We start from the raw sequence: 20,186 nt of genomic DNA, 5'->3' as shown, positions 1-20,186 counted from the left end.
CCTTGGTCGAAGCCTGCGCCCGCGTTTTGCCTTTCTTGCCGGCCGTTTTGCGTTTTGCCATTTCAGATGCCTAGAGGGATGGACCACGGTGGAGCAGTGCGAACGGTTCATCGTGACGCCCAGACGGCGGATCGTCCTGTGCGGGCGACGAATCGTCATCGGCGGACGTCTCGCCCAGCGATCTGACGCCCAGGGATCTGGCGCCCAGGGATCGAACATCCAACGAACGGGCGCCCAAGTAGGTCGCTTGCAGGGAATCGAATTCGCCCAGTGCGAACTCCTGTTGTCGCGTCAACCGCGAAGCACTTTGCAGGTTCTTTCGAACGCAGTAACGCACGCGACTGGCGCGGAGATCGGCGACAACGGTGCAGCCGCCTTCAAACGACATGCGTGGCCCGTTAGGGTCACCGGGGTCCACCGGCTGAGTCGTCGTCTGTAACAGTCCCATCAACAGTTGGGGTAGCACGTCGCCATCGGGGCTGACGCGACAGGCGATCCGCGCCGAATGGACCTCGAACGACTTTTGCGGATCGAGCCCCAGGAACCGGGCGTCACGATGATTTTCGTCGGTCGATTTCAGGTGTCGGCTGAGCCAGGAGTGAAGTTCATAACGCATCTTTCGCTGCAGCCTGAAAATCTCCTTGCGTGAATCGGCATACAGGTGCTCGTTCCCCGCCCCGCGAAGGTTTTTCAGGTACTGCATCAGTGCTTCGGACGGCATCGGGTCTTCCGACTCCGGCGACCGCCACCGCAAACTGGCTTCGCTGAGCGTGCGAACACCGTGCGGATAGATGCCCCGCTGTCGGAACGCCTCGATCATCGAAACCCGATACCCCAAGTCGTCGTTGGCGACCAGGTCGTGATCGGCGGTGATGATCGCCCGCAGATACTCGCCGAAGGTGATGTCGGTTGGTGGACAATAATCCAACGCTCGGATACACATCGTCAACACGTGCTGGGCCGAACGTGTGACTTCGCGTGCCAGGCGGTCCACCAGGTCGGGGTGGATGGCGCCGGGACGGAGGATGCCGGTGCCGCCGGTGGCCAAACGCAGTAAATCGGCGGTGCGACGTTTGTAGATCGATAAGAACGCGTCAAAGACAGCCGAGACCAGGATCCGCCCACGGGCGTGGGGCTCTTCGATGGTTTCATACTCTCGCGGATCGGGCCGGTGCAATTCCCATCGACCGCTCTGTTCGTTGACCTTGCCGATCGCATCCCGCAGTGCCATTCGCCGACCGGTCGCATGTCCGAATTGGGACGCCAATTGCACCAACAAGTTTTCATGCGTGTCGATTGCCCCGCGTGTGTTGGCGATCTGGTGGGTGACCAATTCGGGGAACGTAAAATGCTGTAACATCGCGACGCAATCGGCAAAGCCTTCGTGAAAGGCATGGACGTCGCGATTGCTGGGCAACAGAAACTGGCGGTGCATGCCATCCAACAAGGCGTGCGTGGTTTCATGGGCGATGATGTCGTGCGACAGACAGGTAAAGATGCGTTCCCCGGGCAGTTGGTTTCCGGGGCGATCGCGTGAGGCGTTGAAATAGCCGAATAACAACGCCACCTTTGACGGCGAATAGTACGCATTGGCTTCGCGCAGCGCGTGCGGATAGACGCGCAGCCGGGGGACATAGTGAGCATCGTTTTTCCGATGGGCGCCCTCGGCCGGCGGACCGGGACGCCACAGTGATTTGCGTCCGAGCGCCCGTTCGAAATTGTTGATCGTCAGGCTGCAGACGGAATAAACCATTTGCTGATGGAACTGTGGCGATCCTTCCGACGGCGGCAATCCGTCTTGGGCCAATAGCGCCGGGGCATCCAAATCGACCGGTTCATAAAAACAGCCGCTGGGCGGATCGACATCGACCACTTCCAAGTACTCGCCGATCGGTCCGGGTTCAAGTTTTTCCCAGGGCAGCTTGAGTTCGACTTCGCTGATGCCGACGGTTTCCAACGACGTCGTCAGACTGGGATCGACGGCGTAGGCGTGCAGCGTTCGATAGGGCGGGGATGGCGGTTGGAAAACACTCTTCGCCGTCGTGGTTTCGATTGGCGTTTGGGGCGGTGCCTGGGCCGCGGCACGTTTCGGCTTGCTGGATTTTCTTGACGCGGAATCCAAGTAGTCTTTGGCTCGGGCTTTCAAGACCTTTGATGCGTCGGGGTGCTGGCTGACTTGTTCCAGGAACGCGATCACCTGGTCTTGTGACACGTCCTGCGGCGGACAATCGGGGTCGTCCACGGCGGATTCCAACGGGTTTTCCTCCTGCGTGCTGTGCCAACGCTGGATCAACTGGGTGGCTTCCAATTGCAGCATCCTGTCCTCCGGCGATGGGACCAGTCCGCGTCGGAACAAGACGTTCAGGAACGGGAACCCGGCCGAATCGGTCGCGGTTTTGCGCAGCGTGGTGCTGCCGGCCGGTGCGATGCTCAACGCCTTGAGGGCCTGCAAGATCCCGTTTCCCAGCCTTTTCCGGCTGCCACCATCGGCGCTCTTGTCGGCCGACATGAACAGCGCCCGGCGGACCGCTTCGACACGCATCCACGGTTCGGGGTACTTTTGCGGATCAAACAATTCGTCCGCGTGGAGCTGCAGGTACAGCGCCGCCGCGGCGGCGATTTGTGGTGTCGCCGCGGATGTTCCCGCGCCATCCATGCTGACCAATTCGTTGCAACCGATGCGGGCCCAGGGCATGTTCGGGGTGTAGGCGCTCATCGCCGTCGCCATCGCCGATCGCGGTCCCCAATTGCCCTGCATCGTTCCGAAGCCCAGGTCGTCGTAGGGCGTGCGATCGGCCATCACGCCACACGCGGCGATGACACGACGGAACCGCGCGGGATAGACGATCTGGTGCGTGGGGACGCCGAAAAATCCGGCCGAAAAATTGTTGCCCGCCGCGGCCACGTAAATGATCCCGGCTTCATAGGCTTGGTTGACCGCATCGGCCCAGGCCTGTGAGGCGACTCCGCCCATGCTCATCGAAATCACGTGCACGCAGGTCTCCGCTTCGTCGCACAATTTCGCGGCGTAGTGGATCGCCCGGGCGACGCTGCTGGTCGTCAATTGAACCACTGAATTGCCGACACGCAGCGGCACGATGTGGGTTTGCGGCGCGCCGCCCAGCAGCCCCTCAAACTGATACCCCGACCCGCGAAACTGAAACGGCCCCCCGGCCAGCAAGGCCAACGTTGCGGTTCCGTGACCGGGATTCCGTAGCGGTCCGGTGTTGCCCGGATCACGGGCGTCGTCCGGTGCGCCGCCGTCGACGAAATTGCGTTGCAGGTGTCTTTCGACAAACTCGTTTTGAAAGGTCTGATGTTCGGGGTCATACCCGGTGTCCAGGTGTGCGATTCGCACCACGGCGGGATCGCTGCCGATTTGCGCCCGCGCACTGGCCAATTGTGAATAGGCGTCCCCCAAATGCCAGGCAAACTGTCCCGGTCGCGTGGGCAGTTCGCGGTTCTGGTCCTCAAAGACACAAACCTGCTCGGCGGCGGCAAGTCCCGCGTGGTGATCTGGAATCTCACGGCCGGGAATCTCGGGCAACCAGTCTTGGACCAAATCCGGTTCGATCAGATCGGGCACGACGTCGCCCGTCAATCCGACACCGCGCGACATCATTTCACGCGCGTCGTGCACCAGGTCCCAGGGATTCGCCCCATCGACGGACTCTTGGGGCCGCGCGAGCATCCAAGCTTGGCCTGCCGACGTGGCGGCCAATCCGGTTTCCGCCGGTGACGTCGAAAACAACCATTCCAAGTCGAACTTGTCGCTTGACGCGGCGATTGATTGACCGGCCACCGCCGGCGCCTCATTCGCGGCCCTGGGAACACGTAGTAACAACCCCTTGATCGGGCGATTGATTGGCGGCATCCGGTGTATCTCCCAAGCGTGATGGTTTTGATCTCGGTGTCGGGCGTGAATGAGCCGGGAATACGTGTTGGTGTACAGGCATGCCCGTGCCCTTCGTGCCAGACGTTTCTGACCATCGGTGCGACAACGATTAATCGTCGCCGTCCCGGTCAGGTGTCGACGATGGATCTTTTCCCCGCTTTTTCTTCTTTTTCTTTTGTTTCAGTTCCTGCGTGTCCGCTGGGGGTTCATCTGGCGGTTCGAATTCGCTTCGATGGGCCAACGCGACATACCACAGTTGCATCAGTGTTGGGACCGCTTTGGGGGCACCGGAGCGAATCGCTTCGGCCAGTTCCTGGTCCAACCGATCGACGAAGTCTTTCATTTGTTGTTCGTCATCGGGGGGTGTGAATCGATCGAGCGATTCAACTGTTTTTTCGTGGTGAAGCCGGACCGTCAGCCTCGGGCGTGTGCTGCAAATGACGGCTGCCGAGAGGCTGATGATCGAACGGGTGAAATGGCCGATCGCCTTGGCATTGCAATGCACCAAATCTGAATCAAGCAGCCCGGCGATTGAGTCGCCTAGCCTGGTGGCCATGTTGTCCACCACGGTATCATCGACCTGCGAGGCGCCGTGATTCGTGCCGGCGGTGATCAGCGATGCGATTTCCACACAGGCCTGTGAGAGGCGTTCTCTTCCCCGCGGGGCGAACAAGACCTCGGGCACGTCGGCCTCCGTTTTTTCACGGCGGACATAAGACGTTGCCAGCGCCGCCAAGTGGGCTGCCATCAACGGTTGGTCGGCGGCATCGGCTCGGACCGATGTCGCGCACCGCCTCAGATCGTTCCACAGTTCGACCAATTTGGAATCTGCGCCGACGTTGAACTCCATCGCATCGATCGCGATCGCGTCTTCGTAAGCGCGTCGAATCCGCCGGTTCAATTCACACTGCCGCAGCCACGTCCGAACACACTTGGCGGGGTCGTCGCTGACCATCGCTCGGACGCAGCGTTTGAATCCGGAAACCCGGAACCCTTTAAAAGCCCGCTGATTCAGCAACGGGTCGGCGTCGGAATGAAAATAGCCCAGGTACCACAACCGGGTCAGGGTGTCCAAGATGCGGTTTAAATCGACGCGTCGCAGTCCGTAATCGAGTTCGTGACGCGCGGCGACCATGCGGGATTCGGTCGGGGTCTTGCGTCCGGTTTGAAACACCAAACTGCCTCGTTCGGCGACGCCATCGATTCCCCAGCCACAGGGGCGTTTCCCCCGCGACAAACGCCCCCACATCACGCACACGCACTGTGCAAACGAGATGGTGGTCACGTGCTCGCCGCCCTGGAAAACCGATCGTTCCAGTTCCGAGATTTCCGCGACGACATTGCTCAAGACATCGCGGAGTTGCTGGTCGGGTGCGATCGAGGGCGGTCGGGCGAGTGATTGATCGATGGTGTCGGCCAAGTTTTCACACAAGTCGATGACTTTGCGGCGGCCGCCGACCTGGAAGGCCGAATGGGGGCGGCCGCGATGGACTTCTTGACAGGCCGTGGCCATCGCCGCCAGATGTGCCGCGATCAAGGGTTTGCAGTCCGATCCGGGGTGTCGTTCCTGGGCAAGTCGGTCAAAAAGCGCCGCGCAAAACGATTGGGCACCGGTGTCCAGCACATTGATGTCTTCCAACACCGCCTTGCGATAGACGCTCCGCAGGTCGGCGCTTCGTTCGTAGATCCGCAGCCAGGATTCGGCCAGCGACGTCGGGTCGGAATCGATTTGCAGGGAGCGAACGTGTTGGTGCAGATTTGGAAAGGCATAGGTCGAGATCGGCCAGATCGCCTCGTTAAAAATGTCGTCCTCGCGATAGGTCACTTCCTCATAACACGCCAATCGATACGCCGTCAGTAGTCGTTCCTGCAGGACATCAAAGTAAGGGACGCCGTCCTGGGGAGAGCGTGCGGCAGGCTCGGGAACCTGCCGCAGTTCACGCTGAAATCGTTCGTATTCCGCGGCGCCGGGCGGTGACGAGGCCTGTGATCCGAGCGGCCGTGTCGCCGCGTCTTCCGCCCCCTCGCCAACCGGTTGGGCATTTTCGACGGCGGTGCTCGCGTCGGGGCGTCCCATCGTCCAGCGTTCCAATTCGCGGCACAGTTTAGACGCCACGTGGTACCCGAGCATTCGATAGGCGGAAACCTGATCTTCGGAATAAAACTGATTGACGGTCGGTTCATCGGGGAAAGTCGGAAAACGATGCCGAATCTGTTGGATTTCGATCGGATCGGAATCCGAGATCGCCATCTGGCAATAGATCAACAGGCCTTCGGTCCCGTCTGGATAACGCACCCGCATGCACAGGTACGGCTGATGCACCAAGCGTTGTTCGTCGAACAGCAAGCGACCGAAATCGATGGGCGCTTCATGATCCAGGTCGACGAAACGAATCCCCAACTCCGCCGAGGTTTTCTCGCACATCTTGGCCAACGTGCCCAGGTGATCGCCACCGACGTTGGCCCCGGCGTCGCTGACCACGATCAGTTCGCAGCGACGCTTCAGCAGTGCGGAGACGCCCAGATAGTCGGTGAACCCGCCGTCGGCGACATAAAACGACTTGGCCGATCGTTCACGTTGCTCTTTAGGCGCGTGGGGGCCGACTTCGCGAGGCAACAGCAACATCTTCAGGAAGTGCGGCACACCTTTTTCGTGAATCACGCAACTGCCGATGATCCAGGAGAGCGCAAACGCCGTCAGCGTGGTCGGCCAGTCACCCCGCATCACCCCGAAGATCAACCCCGCAAAGGCGGCGGCGATTCCCGCCGTCACCAACCACACCAGATTGTCCGGCCTGGCACTTTTGACGTCAGTCTTTTCGGTCCGATAGACCTGCATTCCCAAGCCGGTGTTGAAGAAATCGACCAACAACGACAGACATCGGTTGGTTGTCATGAATGCCGTCACCGCGGCACCGGACAAGGTCACCGCATCGGCCAGCGTCACCGATTTGGCTTGGGAGTTCTTCGACAACGCGACCTGTTTGGTACAAATGCGATTGTTGGGATCGTCCAGATCGCCGCAGTATCGGGGGCTGAACATGAACGCCCGCGAGGCGATCACGTAGCCTCCGTTGACGGTCGCCGGTTCCAGCGAGGCGGCCAACATCAACGGGTAGGGAAGCCCATCGCGTGTCGGGTCGAGTTGATGAAGCTGCACTTCCCCCAGCGCTTCGTCGCGACGGTGCGAACGCACCAAAAAATTCGCGCCCAGCTGCTTTCGATAAAACCGAAACACCGTGGCGACTTGGTGACGATACACTCCGCCGATCGCACCGATCGTCGCCATCAACATCCAGAATCCGAGCCAGGACCGGCGCGCTTGTTGGTCGAACGGCGGCACGACGTAGGTGCTGGGGATGTCCTTGGCGCGAACCGCTCTGGGGTACAAGGCTTCCAACAACAACCGGTTGACGTCGGCATAGGCGAGCCGATCGCTGGGGGTCGTGGGCGGCGACGCACTCGGGGCAAGCTCAATCAAATGGATTCGATGGGCCGCGTTGGCGATCGACTTTCGCTGCTGCTTGGACATCTCATAGTCATTCGACGACACCAATGCCATGACGTTCTTGTACAACGAGTTCGGGAAATCCACTGTCGGCTTGGTTTCCCAGCGAGAGATTCCGATTCCGGCCAGCAATGCGCGGGTCAAATCGGGGCTCTCCAGGTATTGATTCCATCGACGCAACTGCATCCGTTGCGTCTTGCGGAGTGATTTCAACTGAGCGAATTCACGACGCACGGTCGCGGCAACGCCGGTCGTCTGGTCCTCGCTGCCGGTCCTTCGCTCTCCATCCGCTTCGGCCGACGAACCTGAATCAAACATTGCTAGTTTGTAGGCGTAAAAGGCCCCCAGCAGTCGATGCTCCAGCATCCAAGGCGAGGGGACCTCCTGTGTGCCCTCCTCGCCTTGGTCGTTTCCAACCTCGCGACTCGCCGGCACCACCGTCGTCGCATCGGCGAACAGCCCCCATCGCCGCGTTGCCAACGTCTGCTCCCAACCATCGGATAACTTCAATTTCTCTTCCAGGCCGTCGGAGACATTCAGGGGCGTGGTCGGGTCGGAAAAAACACCAATCGCCGAAGAGACGCTCCAACGCAACAGAGCGGGAATCCGATAGAACGGGGTTTCCTCATAGGTTTCAAACACATGTTCCAACGTCTGCCAGTCGCTGACGTCGCCGACCATCAAATGTGGATCTCGGTGGTTGGCAAATTGGCTGATGTTCTCCCGGCCCATCCAGTGAATCATTGAAAACACCAAGAACAGCGTCACCCCGACGGCGATGAATCGCTGCAGATGCCGCTGCCACGTTTTGGCATCTTCACGCTCGGATCGGAACAGACGGTCGCTGCCGAAAAAGACCAGGACTTGCAGCGTTCCCGCGATCACGGCCAACCACTGGGCGTAGTGATTCAAGTACAGCGAACCGCCCGCGGCCGATTGAACGTTGGTCGTCCCGTTTCCCAAGAAAATCGCGATGGATGTCAAAAACGCCAATACCAATGCCACGAACGACCAGGCCCGGACCGAAATGTGCTTCTGCTGCAGGTTCCATGAGTTCTCGCCCATCACCCAGCGAAACGCAGACCACGCGATCTCCAAAATCACAAAGACCGCCAGAAACAAGATCGCCGGAATCAACGCGATCAAAAATTCGTTGCCGGCACGAATCCCCAGCACTTCAAAGTACATCGCCCGAAACGTCGGGTCGTCAAACGATCGCCAGAACAGCGCCGCCAGCGTCGCCAAGATCCCGCAAATGCCGATGTAGAACGTGGCACTAAAAAAACACGACCAAAGGTAGGCCGGCAGGACTTCCATCGGCCGACTCAGGTAACCACCCACCGCCGCCAACCGCCGCGAATCGACTTCTCCCGTCCCCGGTTTGCGGCCCAAGTGCCAACGTTTAAACCGCCCCTCATCGTCGCGGTCATCATCGTGAAACCCCGCTGTCTGATCCGCACTTGACGTGCTGGATCCTTGCTTGCCCTCGCCGTTGCCGTCTTGTTCTCCGTGCGGTTCCGCCTGGGCAATCAAGTGACCGGCGATGTAGCCGCCGCCGGAAACGCTGGCCAGATAGTCCACATAACGCAATAAACCGCGGTGTGAGAGCCCTTGCAGAAACCCGTCATTGTACAAGGCCGATCGGATGCCGCCGCCGGAGAGCGCCAGGCCGATCAAATTCTTGGGACGCTCGTGGGCGTCGTCCGGAGCCGCCGTGTGGAACGCTTTTTCACGACGCTGGTGAATCGATTGCCACTCTTCTTGTTCCCAACCGGACCTGTCGTTTGTCATACCAGCCCCCAGTCGACATCCGAATTCCAACCACCCTCTTCAATGGGGCATGCTAGCAGTCCGCAGGTGCGTAAGCAAGCAAATCGGTTATCTGCGTCGGGATCGAAGGGCAACTCATCGTGCCTTTCTGCTCGTCGTGTCGGGATCATTGCGGTCGCTGCGCCAAGTCGGGTGGTGAAAGTGAAGGACGAAGTCGCCGTTGTATGACGCGACTGCTTCGGTGAACTCGATCCGGCCGATCCGCCGCCAGTTTTCAAAGCGCCAGCGTTGCCACAACAGACCGCGGCGTTTGCCCTGGTCGGTGACTTCGATGTTGAAGGTCAGCGTTCGACCGGTCGATGCGGAGCTGCCACGGTCGTAGAGTTGCTCCAGGATTTCATCACGGAAATCCAATTCCTCGCCGGCGATGCGGGGCTGGTCTTCGGCGACCGTCAATCGCATAAAACGCGGCGTTTGCGTCGGTTCCCCCGTCGGCTTTCCCAATTCGGCGATCGTGTGCAGCTGACGAATGGCCGGTTCGACGTTGACGAATTTGAACAGCAGCCCCGTGATCAACAGGATGGGCGTCCCCCAGCCGCGTCGCCAGGGCGTGACGTTGGGTGCGTTCCGCAGTTCGGCGTCGTTGATGTAGGGCGTCCGCTGGCCACCGATGTCTTCTTGGGTGATGAAGTCGGCGGTCGGCAGCTTTTCGCGGTGGTTGACGTCGGTGGTCGGATAAAGCTTGCCCACCAAAGACAGTGATCGGATGTAGCCGCGGCGTGTTTCGCTACAGCAGGTCGAATAGCGGGCGATGATCAACGCTTCGCTGCCGTTGCGAAAATACCCACTGTATTCATTTTCCACATCGATGATCCAGCGACCCAACAGGCAGACACCGTTGGGGTGCAGCAGCCGTCGGAAACCGCGGTGATCGGATCCCCAACGCAGGTCCGCGTGCGAATCGACGGTCCGCTGTGCGGCGGCTTTGAATTGCCAGGGCAAACCCTTCGGTAAGATCCCACGCAAGACACGCCCCAGCGTGACTCCATAGCACGGCAAGGGCGGCTCGCCTTGGTCACCCCATTCCAAATAGTAGGCGTTTTGAAACAGCGCGGCCTTAACATCCTGGTAGCGTGAGCCGTCGTAGGCCTGGTCGTCGGCATCGATGCCTTGTGGTCCGAGATGGTCGCGATCGAATTCCATGGCCTACAAGTACCTGCGGCGGACTTGACGACGGTGGTACCAGCGGGCAAACAACCAATGAGTCAACAGCCAGAACAACAGCAACGCAATCACGATCAGCGTCAGTTTGACGATGCTGGCGGTGGACAACCGCAATGGGGGCGGTTGGGCACGCTGCGGATTGGCCGGCAACAGATACGGCGGCTGGGACAAAAACGCTTCCGAACCGTCATTGCGACCGTCGTTGGTGGTTTGACGCGGCCAGCGATAGCGGTCGTCTTGATAGGACAGTTCATACAGCAACGTGTCGCCGTGCTGGGCCAGGATCGCCGCGACGTCATCGGTCAACAAGCGACCGTTGGGAAAACCGACCGGGTACTGCGTCGAATAACACATCACGTCGGGGACAAAGTCCCAGCGGCGGTAGGCGAACAGCGAACCGAAGTTCAGCCGCAAGAAGATGTCCCGCATCAAACTCGGATGCTCGTGTTCATTGGTGATTGCCGCGACGTGTCGGCTCGGGTGCAAAGTGTTCAGCAATTCGAACCGTGGGTTCTGGGTCCGCAGCGATCGACCGACATGATCGATCGGAGGACCTGATCCCTTGTGGGACGTGGCCCAAATCAGAAAGTCCGTGCGGTCGTCTGGGAAAACACTCAGCGGCACACGCGCCTGCATCGCGACGATGTTGGTGCCAAAGAACGCGGGAAAGATAAACGGATCGTCGTGGACTGCCGCCTCCGAGACGAGCTGGACATCCAGTCCCTGGGGCTGTGCAAATCGCGGGTAGCCTGGTTGCAACTTGCCATCGTTGTTGAGCCGAAACTCGATCACGATGTCTTCCTTGATCTCCTCGGGATGCGAGATCTTGCCGCCATAGCGTGCGAAGGCTTCAACGACGGACAGTTTGTCGCTGGCATGCGAGTGCCCGGTTTGATCCGCCTCGGCTGCCGCTGTCGTTGCGTTCCCCGTTTCCGCGGCAGCGTCAGCCCGCATCGGAAACTCAACGGAACTGTTGTAGTCGATGTTGATTTTGTAGGTGTACGGTTCCAGCTTCAATGTCGTTGAATCGGTCAATTGACGACGGACGCACAAGATGATCACCAGCGAATCAATTTGCTTGCGTTGTTCGTCGCTCAGTGGTTCACGCACGACATCGGCCAATGGATCGTGCAGTGGCAATTTGGCGTCACGCTCGAACGGAAACGCCGGCGTCCGGTCTTTCGTGACGGGGAACACAAACAGATCCGTCAGCGCGCGTTCCTGTCGCTGACGATTCAGCACGTCGATCGGATCGGCATGGTCCGAAGCGATGGTGGCCACCGACGGCAAAACCATCAACAACAGCCAACAGGTCCATTGTCGTCGAATCATGCCGGCCTCCCATCGCTTGGCGGCAACGGAACGTTCCAAAACCAATCACTGTCAAACAGCGCCGACCCCACGTGCTCGCCCAACTTGCGATAGCTTTCCCATTGGGCTTCATCGAACGACTGGTCGCCGGTCGATTCGTGCGGGAATTCGGGGTGCGTTTGATGGTAATTGCGGACGTCATCCGGTTCGTCTCCGGTCAAACTGGATTTGACATACAGCAACAGCGATCGGGTGGCCGGTGGATGACCGGGGTAATGAATCCAACACAGCGCCGCGTGAGTCTGGGAAGGCCCCGAAGGGTTTCCGCCGGAGCCGATCGACGGGTAAAGTTGTTTGACGCTGCCCAAGTGCTCGCGTGTCGGTTGCGGCAGCACACCGCCGGCAACCAACGCGTCCAAATCCGCCTCGGTCAAGGACTCGATGCGAGCCCCGAAGTCGATACGCACCTTGCGGACCAACTCGGCAAAGTCTTCGAATTCATAGCTCGGGTCGGCACCGCCGTCACACAGGATGATCCGCGGCACCCGGCGACGGACGAGTTCATAGGCGGCCAGGTTTTCAAAATAGCCTCCGTCGGAAATGTGCCAAAACCGTTCCCAGGGGCCGGGATAGCGGGCGATCCATTCGGAGATCAGCAGGGCTTGGGTCTGGAAGCAGCGTGGGATCAGATACAGGAATCGGCGCAGCGGCGAAAGTTTTGGCCAGCCGATTCGATCGGCCGCCGCGATCCCACTGTCCCACCAGTGCCCGGTTCGCATGTTCAACAGTCCCATCAGCAGGGCGGTGCCCAGATGCGTCGTGCGTCCGCGCCCCGGGTCGATGGCCGCACCGGAAATGCCGATCCATTGCCGCAGCGACAACATTTCGGCCCGATCGGCGGCGCGGTCCATCTGGTCGGCCAGGGGATGTGGGCGGCCGGGTTGTCGGGCGATCGGGTCCAGACCGGTGGGAACCTTGCGGGCCCCCGATTGCCCGGCATGCGAGGCGTCGGTCCACGCCCCGTGCCAGTGTTCGCCGACGGAAACCGCGAGCGAGCTGACCGCCATGTTCACCCCTTGGCGGTCGCGTTTGCGAAGTCGTGAACCGAAGTCAACGGTTTGGTTGATGGTGACGTTGATCAAGTGCAACGGACCGCCGGCTTCATGCGGGCGATAGTCGCGGATCGACGCCACGTCGTCTCCGGCGATGACCTCGGTCACGTTGATCCCTTCGGGACGATGCCGCGCGGGATTGGACGCCCCCAGGTACGCCCGGGCCAAGCGCGCAGAATAGGTTTGCGAAAGCGAGGATCGGTTGACGAACGTCAGCGTGCTGGGAAACGCCAATAGAATCGTCAACGCGAGCGTCCCGAGTGTCACCAAAACCCCCGTCCAAAACGTCAGCCCGCCCTGGAACAGCGCGTGGGAGGTGAATGAATACGCGACCAACGGCAATGTGAACAGGACCACCGCCAGCAGCCCCGCGGTCATGTCACGCAGCAGAATTCGTTTCAGAGTCGAGGGAGGCCCGCTGGCCCCTTGCTCGCGAAAGAAACTCGCCAACCAGCGGGCGAGCGGAACGATCGCCATGATCCCCGCTCCCAGCGAGGCGAACGCTTTGGTGTAAGTGAAGTTGGCTTGCAGTTTCCATTCCTGCAGTCCGTGTCCTAACGTATCGATTAACGCGAACGCAAGCGCCGCTCCGGTCAGCGCCAAGGCGAGCCCGAGATCATAGGTCAAATAGTTTCGCGTCCGCAGTCGTTGCGTTTCCACGCCGCCGGATCCGGTCGCCGCCTCCCGTTGGTGTCCACGCCACCACGCCAGTTCGACTTGCCCGAGTGACGAAAACATCGCCAACCCCAACAGCACCGGCTCAAATCGCAGGCCGTCTTTCACGCCGATCAACAACAACACGCCCGCGACGGAAAACAGGATCAGCATCGGGACAAATTTGAAGGACTCGTGTTTGTCCTGCGAGACGATCCAATAGGCGATGATTCGGGGGAAGACCAGAAACAGCAACAGCAGTTCGACCAGGATGAACCAAGGGCTGAACCACGGCCCGATCAGTGATTGGACCAAGTTCCCGATCGGCATCTCGCCCAGATCCAGCAATCCGGTCAAACCCAGCGTCGTGTCCAGTCCGCCGTATCGGATGACATTGGCCAGACTGAACAGCGTCACGATGGCCAGCCCGACGACCAGATGCAAACTGATCAGGTTGCGCACGAACACGGCAAGGTTCAATCTTACGGCGCCGGGGCCGTTGGGCGCGATGTAGTTGCCATGACTGCGCAGCCATTGCAGCGGCGGCGATTGGGAGTCGCTAAGCGTTTGTTCGACCTGGTCCGTCGGCGGCGTCGATTGCAAGCCGCCGCTGCGGAGGACGGATTCCGGGCGCAAGCGGTCAAAGCAGCGGCCCAGAAACGAACCGATGTAGCCTCCGCCGGACACCGTCGACATCAGATCGACGCGTCGCAGCAACCGCTTGCGAGCGAGACTTTGCAGCACCCCCAGCGCGTGTGTTGCGCTGCGGATGCCGCCGCCGGAAAGCGCCAGCCCCGTGACGTCGCTGTTCCATTGTCCCTGTGGTCCCAGGGGTGGCCCAAAACCGACCGTCGCCGCTTCGCTATTCACTTCGTCCGACGTCGGCTCCGCGGTTGATTCCGCCGCGGCAACGAACTCGGTTTGCTCGCGACGCCGCCGGATCACCTCGGCTTCCTTCTTGTGCAATTCGAGCGGATAGTGGTCGCTGTCTTGTTGTTGGCCGCACGTCGCGTCCGCCAAAATCACGTCGGCCGCTTTTTCGCTGGCCATGTAGATGTTGGAAACGATGAAGTAGCCAGGGATCTTGGGAAAGATCGAGGCGTCCACGACACGCAGACCGGCCACGCCACGGACACGGAACCGGCTGTCCAATACCGCCCCGGCGTCGCCATCGGGTCCCATGCGACAGGTTCCACACGCGTGATGTCCCCAGGCATCGCGTCGAATCCAATCGTTGACCGTCGCTTCGCTACTGAACTGTGGCCCCGGGTGAATTTCATGCTCCACGACCGAGCGTGCCGAGCGCAGAATCTTGCGGACAAACTCGACGCCATAGGCAATCGACTTGACGTCGGGGTCGGCGGAACTGGAACCGGCCTGAGGCTCCAATCCGGTGCCGAAATAGTTGAAATTGATTTTCGGCGTGTCCCGTGGATCAACGCTCCGCAGCCGAACCACTCCTTCGCGGTTGCGGGTATGCGATTTTAAAATCACCCAGGTGAAGCGATCGTGATCGCTGATCTGCGAATAGCCGAGCTGATAGCCGCGAAATTCTGAAGGGATCCCAAAGATGAACAGATCGGGTTTGGGCAGGTCGGGGCGCGAACGTTTAAAGATCCCCAGGACGGCGCCGTTGCTGGTGTACAGCCCGGTCCCCTCGTCGCGCCACTGCCGCAGATGACGGTCGGTCGCGTCGGGATCGGCGGGAACGTTGAAGGTCGCTCCATCGAGCAGGCTGAAGTCTTTTTTCATCTGGCTGACGATCGAGACTTCATAGCGGTCCTGCAGGTTTTTGCCCACGCCGGGTAACGGAACCATGCATTCAACGGATTGTTTTTCCTGTCCGGGGTGTCGGGGATCTCCGATGTCTTTCAACATTTCGGGGTCACCGATCCCCGACAGCATCAAAAGCTGCGGCGTGTTGAACGCTCCGCCACAGAGGATCACTTCGCCACCCTCACTGACTCGGACCGCATCGGGCTGGCCGGGTTGGTCGTTGGGATGGACGTGGGCGCGATACAACCGCTCACCGCGCAGCAGTTCGACCCCGACGGCGCGCTTCGGGTCGCCTTCCAGGATCACTTTGGTGACCAGACAATCCGTCCAGATCGTCAGCTTGTCTCCGTGCTCGGCGATGGTCTCGAGCAACAGTTCACGTGGGCTGCTGCGGCGACCCAGCATCGCGTAGGGGGTGGAACGGTTTTGGTGAATCGTGCTCGCGCCCCCGTACACCGAGGTCGGGATCAGCACCACGCCTTCGGGGCTGTCGGATTGCGTCTCCCAGTGATTCGGGTCCAGCGATCTGCCGACGCGTCCCTTCAGCACCGTTCGCGTCCAGGACCAGGCGCTGTCGAGCCCCTCTTTCTTAGAAACCCAAAGTGCGGCCTTGAGCATTTTGACCAGTTGGCGATCCCGCAATCCGATCGACAGGTCGGTGAAACTGGTGTGCAGCCAGCCGCGAAAACCGTGTCGTCCGCCGGTCGCATCGGGACGACGACCGAACAGAAACAACACGCTGTTCCACAGATAGAGCCAAAGGTGGCGTTTCTTTCGCCGGCGGCGGCGATCGGGCGCGCGGAGGTGATCGTTGTGTTCGAGCTTGCGGAAATAGGCTCGCATCTGGCGGCCATCCCAGCTCGGGTCCTGCAAGAAGTCCGCCAGATCATCCCAGTCCGATTCGGGGCCGGCGATCGTGATCATCGCGTTGTGAATCGTGCAGCCGCCGATGCCGGCCGCGCGGGGATAGAAGATGCCTTTGTGCGAGTCGTCCTCGCCCTGCTGGGCATCCGGCGTGTGCCACTTGGGGTCTTCGTCGATCCCGTCGGGAAGCTGACCGGCGCCGTTGCGTGGGTAGTGGTCGACAAAGAATCGCCATGACAGATCGGGATGTTCGGTCGACGCCCCGTGCAGCAGCGGCACGCGCGAGACTTCGTTGCCACCGTCGCGCGGCCCGCGTTGGGTGTGATTGGTCCCGGCTTCGATCACCAGCACCCTCTTTCCGGCTCGGGCGAGCCGCGCCGCCAAGGGCGCGCCGCCTGCGCCGGAGCCGACGATGATGTAATCAAATTCGGCGGGCGCGTTCGTTTCCTGCGGGTCGCTCATGGTGGTCATAGGGTCTTGAGGAGCTCGATCAGCGCGTTCTTGTCTTCGTCGGTCATCGAATCGAACCAGGGAAAGTAGTGACCTTTGTCCATGACGAAGTCGGGACACTTGTTGACGTCCATCAGCGCCGGCGCGATTTTCTTCTTCATCACCTGCTCGGCTGCCTCCGGTTCCAGCTGCCGCGACTGGATCTCCGATAGCCCCTTGACCAACGTCGCGACCGCCTGCTTTTGCGTCGCGAACTCGGCCTGGGGATTGAAGTTGGCCAGCAGATTGACCGGTGTCCCGGCCGGAATCGGACCGATGCTGACGTCACCGAGTTTGCCGGCTTTGAAATACACCAACCCGCCGACGACCAGACCGGCGATGACAAGCCCATAACCGCACCAGCGTGCGATTCGTCGCGGCAGCGGCAACCACAGCACCACGGCGACCGCGACCAACGCCAGCACGGGAAACAGCCAGGGATGAATGCCCCGCAGTGGTGCCGCCCAGCCGACCCCGCTGTAGGACCGCGCCCACCACAAGACAACGGCCACGACCGCGGCGAAGACGACGATCAGGTACGCGATCCAGCGTTTGTGTTCGATGTTGCTGCACAGCAATACGATCAATGCGCCGAGTAGAAAAATCAGACTCGGCAACCACAGCGGCCGAACGCTCTTCAACCACATCAACGTCTTCGATTCGTGCAGGTCGGCGACAAAGGGCAATTGGTACGCGAAACGTGGCACGCGCTCCGACGCCACCGTCAAGTACGTCGGCTCGGTCGTCCGCCAGATCAGCCCCTGGTCACGTCGCAATCGTTCCGGCGTCGCGTCGTTGTAGCTGCTGCTTTCCAAACGCTTCTGCGGCCACAGCATCTTGCGGATCGCATCGTCAAACGCGAGCAGTCGCCCGTCGACCGATGGATCGTTGTTGAACAGCCCCAGCGAGTTGTTGTGCAGCAGCGGCGCGGTCGCCCAAATCGACATCAAACTCGGCACGCGGTAGTACCCCGGCCCGCCGCCCCCGTCGGGCTGCCCGGTATTGGGATTGATGTGCCGCGGCGTGAACGAGTCCATTTCGCCCGCGTCACCCTTGTACGGATTGAAGAACTCGATCACGCCCGGCGAATCGAGTGCGCGGTAGCTTTCCGAGGCGAAGTCTTCCCACATGTGGCCGGTCATGCCGTTGGTCGCCATCGCCCGCGACGCATTCGTTTTGACCAAGTTGACGGGCACGCGGTAGTCGGTCGACAGGTAGTTTTCGGTCCAAAACGTCGGTTCTTCGACCACCGCATCGGCCCAGGTTTGATAGGCGGGGTCTTCCAGCCACTGGGCCGGGTCGTGTTCCCAGAACTCACCGTTGCGTGCCGAGGGGGCGTTCGCCGAGGCGTTGCGCACGTCCAGGCGTCGGTCCACCAAGTCATCGAAATCCTTGTCCGTCGGGAAACCGTCCAGGATTGCCGCGGTGCTTTCCGGTTGGATGCTGGAATGACAAACGATGCAGTTGCGGGCAAAGACGGTTCGGCCGTGGGCGAGCCGGCTGACGTCGACGCGTTTGGCCCGCTCGGCGGCCAGGATCGATTTAAAATCGCGGTCTTCCTGTTCGGCTTGCTTCTTCCACCGCGCCCGTTCGGAATCCTCGATCGGTCGCGTGCGCGCGGTTCCGCCGGGCGTGGAAAGCAGCGGCATTGTCGGTGTGATCTTTAAAAAATAATCACGCAATCCCGGCACACGTCGCTCGGTCGCATTCCAATAAACCGAGTACTCCTCGCAATCGGCCAGCCGAAACGGTTTCTGGTCGTCGAACCCGATGACGACTTGATGCAGTTGGTTCCACTGCTCCCAGTAACTGCCGATGTTCAGGTACACGCGGGCCAGGGCACCCCAGGTGCCGATCGAATCCGACCCGTCCAACAGAATCCTGGGAACGTGACGCGGATTGTCATTCGACGCAGCGATTTGATCCACCGCGCCGAGCTGCTCGGCACGCTCGACCCATTGCTCGGGGACCACGTCGACACCGTCGCCGGGGCGGCTGGGATCGGGATGTTTCCACAGCGATGGCAGACGTGAACTTTCCTTTGATAGTTGCTCTTGTGGATTGAACAGCGACAGGATCGCCCGTTGCGGCAATCCGAACACGGCGTTCATCGTGTTGGGATTGTTGATGTTGTCCGATGCGATCAGCGAGGTGTCGATCGTCCCGCGCGGCTGACTGTCCAGCAAGTGATAAACAAATTGATCGGGTGTCAGTTGGCCGCCGACGGTCGCCCGCATGCTCAGGTACTGCGCCCCGATGTTGCCCGACAGGTTGCTCCAACGCGGGTTGTTCACATCGCGGGGCGGTTTCAGCGGGTGGAAGGACGTGTGACAGAACGCACAACTCATTCCCACTCGGTAGGGCCGGACCAGACTGGGATCGTTGTAGTAGGTGTCGTCGTTGTAAAAGCGTTCGGCATCCCAGCGCTGCTGCGCCTCCTTGTCGAAGTACGGATTGGGGAACAGCCGCAGACCGATCACGCCGCTGGACAGGCCGTACAGATCCGGCGGCGGGACGCGTCGGTCCAGGTCCCCGTACGACTCGGCGTTCGATCGGCCGTATCGACTTCGCTCGTATCGACTTCGCTCGGATTGACTTCGCTCGGATCCGCCGCCGTCGCCACCGTAGTCTTCGACATCGCCACCGTCTTCTTCGGCATTGCTACCGCGGCCCCCATACCGGGCATCGCCATACCCGGCATTGTTGGTCGCCCCGTAAGCCGTCTTGTCGTCGGCCAAGTACTGCGACGGGTAGCGGTAGGATTCACCCTTGAACGTGTCGCCGTCGCCGGTGTACAGCGGCGGACCGTCGTACGCTCCCGATGGCCCTTTGCGTCGCAGGCCGATTTGAGACTTGTGCTTGCCTTCGGCGATGGCGGCAAAGGTCTGGCGCAGGTAGGCGGTCCGCCAGGCGCGAACCCGAGCGTCGGCGGGCGCGTCCAGCCACAGCCCGTGTTCGTCCTTGCGAGCCGATCGTGCCTGCTGCATTCCGGGTTCGTTGATCATCCCGGTGTCGGCAAAACGTTGGTTTCGCCGTCGCGAGTCGACCAGTTTCAACAGGTCGATGAATCCCAAGCTGTCGGTGCACAACCAATCCCAAAACCCTTCGTTGCCGGCGCACCAAACCATCCACGTGTTGCGTCCGATCCGCTCTTCGTTGTTCAGCTCTGGCGGCTCAACGCTGACCTGCTGGCGGACCACGGATCCGTCGCCGTTGCGTTGCGTGGGATCGAGCAGCGCGTCGGGGGCCGCGATGGGGGCCGTGTCCTTCTCACCCGACTCGGCGTCCGAAATGCTGATCGCGTCCATCCCGGCGAAGAAGTCGGGGATGTCATACCAGGAGCCCTCTTCGCCGGCCTGGCTTTGGGGATACGAGTAGTAGTTCGCCGCCGTTTCGTTGGACACGTTTTCAACGATCGCGCGCTTTTTGGCATCGTCGGTTTGCGTTTCACGTGTCGGCGTGCACCCGGCGCACGAGAACAGCAACACGAGAGGAATCGTTGCGATGGTGCGAGGTGATTTCATGGTGACGCATCATGAGCTCAGTGGAAACGGGGGCACGGTTTCAGTGTGCGCCATGCTGC

6 protein-coding genes are annotated in these 20,186 nt (G+C 60.7%); all 6 read right to left on the bottom strand.

Going from position 1 to position 20,186, the window contains the following annotated elements; translation table 11 throughout:
• Positions 1 to 70: 70 nt before the first annotated feature.
• The 6 genes from H1B37_RS00760 to H1B37_RS00735 all read right to left on the bottom strand — a co-directional run bounded on the left by H1B37_RS00760 (position 71) and on the right by H1B37_RS00735 (position 20,127).
• The gene (locus tag H1B37_RS00760) at positions 71 to 3,874 is read right to left on the bottom strand and encodes a S8 family serine peptidase (protein ID WP_182864694.1); all 3,804 of its coding nucleotides are present in this window, start codon (positions 3,872 to 3,874) and stop codon (positions 71 to 73) included.
• 130 nt (positions 3,875 to 4,004) lie between these two features.
• A complete protein-coding gene (locus H1B37_RS00755; protein WP_182864838.1) occupies positions 4,005 to 9,194 on the bottom strand; it encodes a patatin-like phospholipase domain-containing protein in 5,190 nt (1,729 codons plus the stop codon).
• 114 nt (positions 9,195 to 9,308) lie between these two features.
• Positions 9,309 to 10,376, bottom strand: coding sequence for a hypothetical protein (locus tag H1B37_RS00750; RefSeq protein ID WP_182864693.1), 1,068 nt, complete (start codon positions 10,374 to 10,376; stop codon positions 9,309 to 9,311).
• A 3-nt stretch (positions 10,377 to 10,379) separates the two neighbouring features.
• Entirely contained in the window at positions 10,380 to 11,729 is a 1,350-nt protein-coding gene (locus H1B37_RS00745; protein ID WP_182864692.1) for a hypothetical protein, read from the bottom strand.
• Positions 11,726 to 16,576: a GMC oxidoreductase gene (locus H1B37_RS00740; protein ID WP_182864691.1), complete on the bottom strand. Its 4,851-nt coding sequence runs from the start codon at positions 16,574 to 16,576 to the stop codon at positions 11,726 to 11,728. The genes H1B37_RS00745 and H1B37_RS00740 overlap by 4 nt, the downstream gene beginning before the upstream one ends.
• Positions 16,577 to 16,581: 5 nt before the next feature.
• Positions 16,582 to 20,127 (bottom strand): hypothetical protein, encoded by a 3,546-nt coding sequence (locus tag H1B37_RS00735; protein WP_182864690.1) that lies wholly within the window; start codon positions 20,125 to 20,127, stop codon positions 16,582 to 16,584.
• Positions 20,128 to 20,186 lie beyond the last annotated feature (59 nt).

This window comes from Stieleria mannarensis, from assembly GCF_014154935.1.
Taxonomy (GTDB): domain Bacteria; phylum Planctomycetota; class Planctomycetia; order Pirellulales; family Pirellulaceae; genus Stieleria; species Stieleria mannarensis.
Note: the sequence above shows the minus strand (reverse complement) of the source record. Positions and strands in the feature narration are given on the sequence as shown.

Bases quoted from the DNA above. Each gene is read 5' to 3' on its own strand.
- H1B37_RS00750 (WP_182864693.1), bottom strand. From the start codon at position 10,376: ATGGAATTCGATCGCGACCATCTCGGACCACAAGGCATCGATGCCGAC.
- H1B37_RS00760 (WP_182864694.1), bottom strand. From the start codon at position 3,874: ATGCCGCCAATCAATCGCCCGATCAAGGGGTTGTTACTACGTGTTCCC.
- H1B37_RS00745 (WP_182864692.1), bottom strand. From the start codon at position 11,729: ATGATTCGACGACAATGGACCTGTTGGCTGTTGTTGATGGTTTTGCCG.
- H1B37_RS00740 (WP_182864691.1), bottom strand. From the start codon at position 16,576: ATGAGCGACCCGCAGGAAACGAACGCGCCCGCCGAATTTGATTACATC.
- H1B37_RS00735 (WP_182864690.1), bottom strand. From the start codon at position 20,127: ATGAAATCACCTCGCACCATCGCAACGATTCCTCTCGTGTTGCTGTTC.
- H1B37_RS00755 (WP_182864838.1), bottom strand. From the start codon at position 9,194: ATGACAAACGACAGGTCCGGTTGGGAACAAGAAGAGTGGCAATCGATT.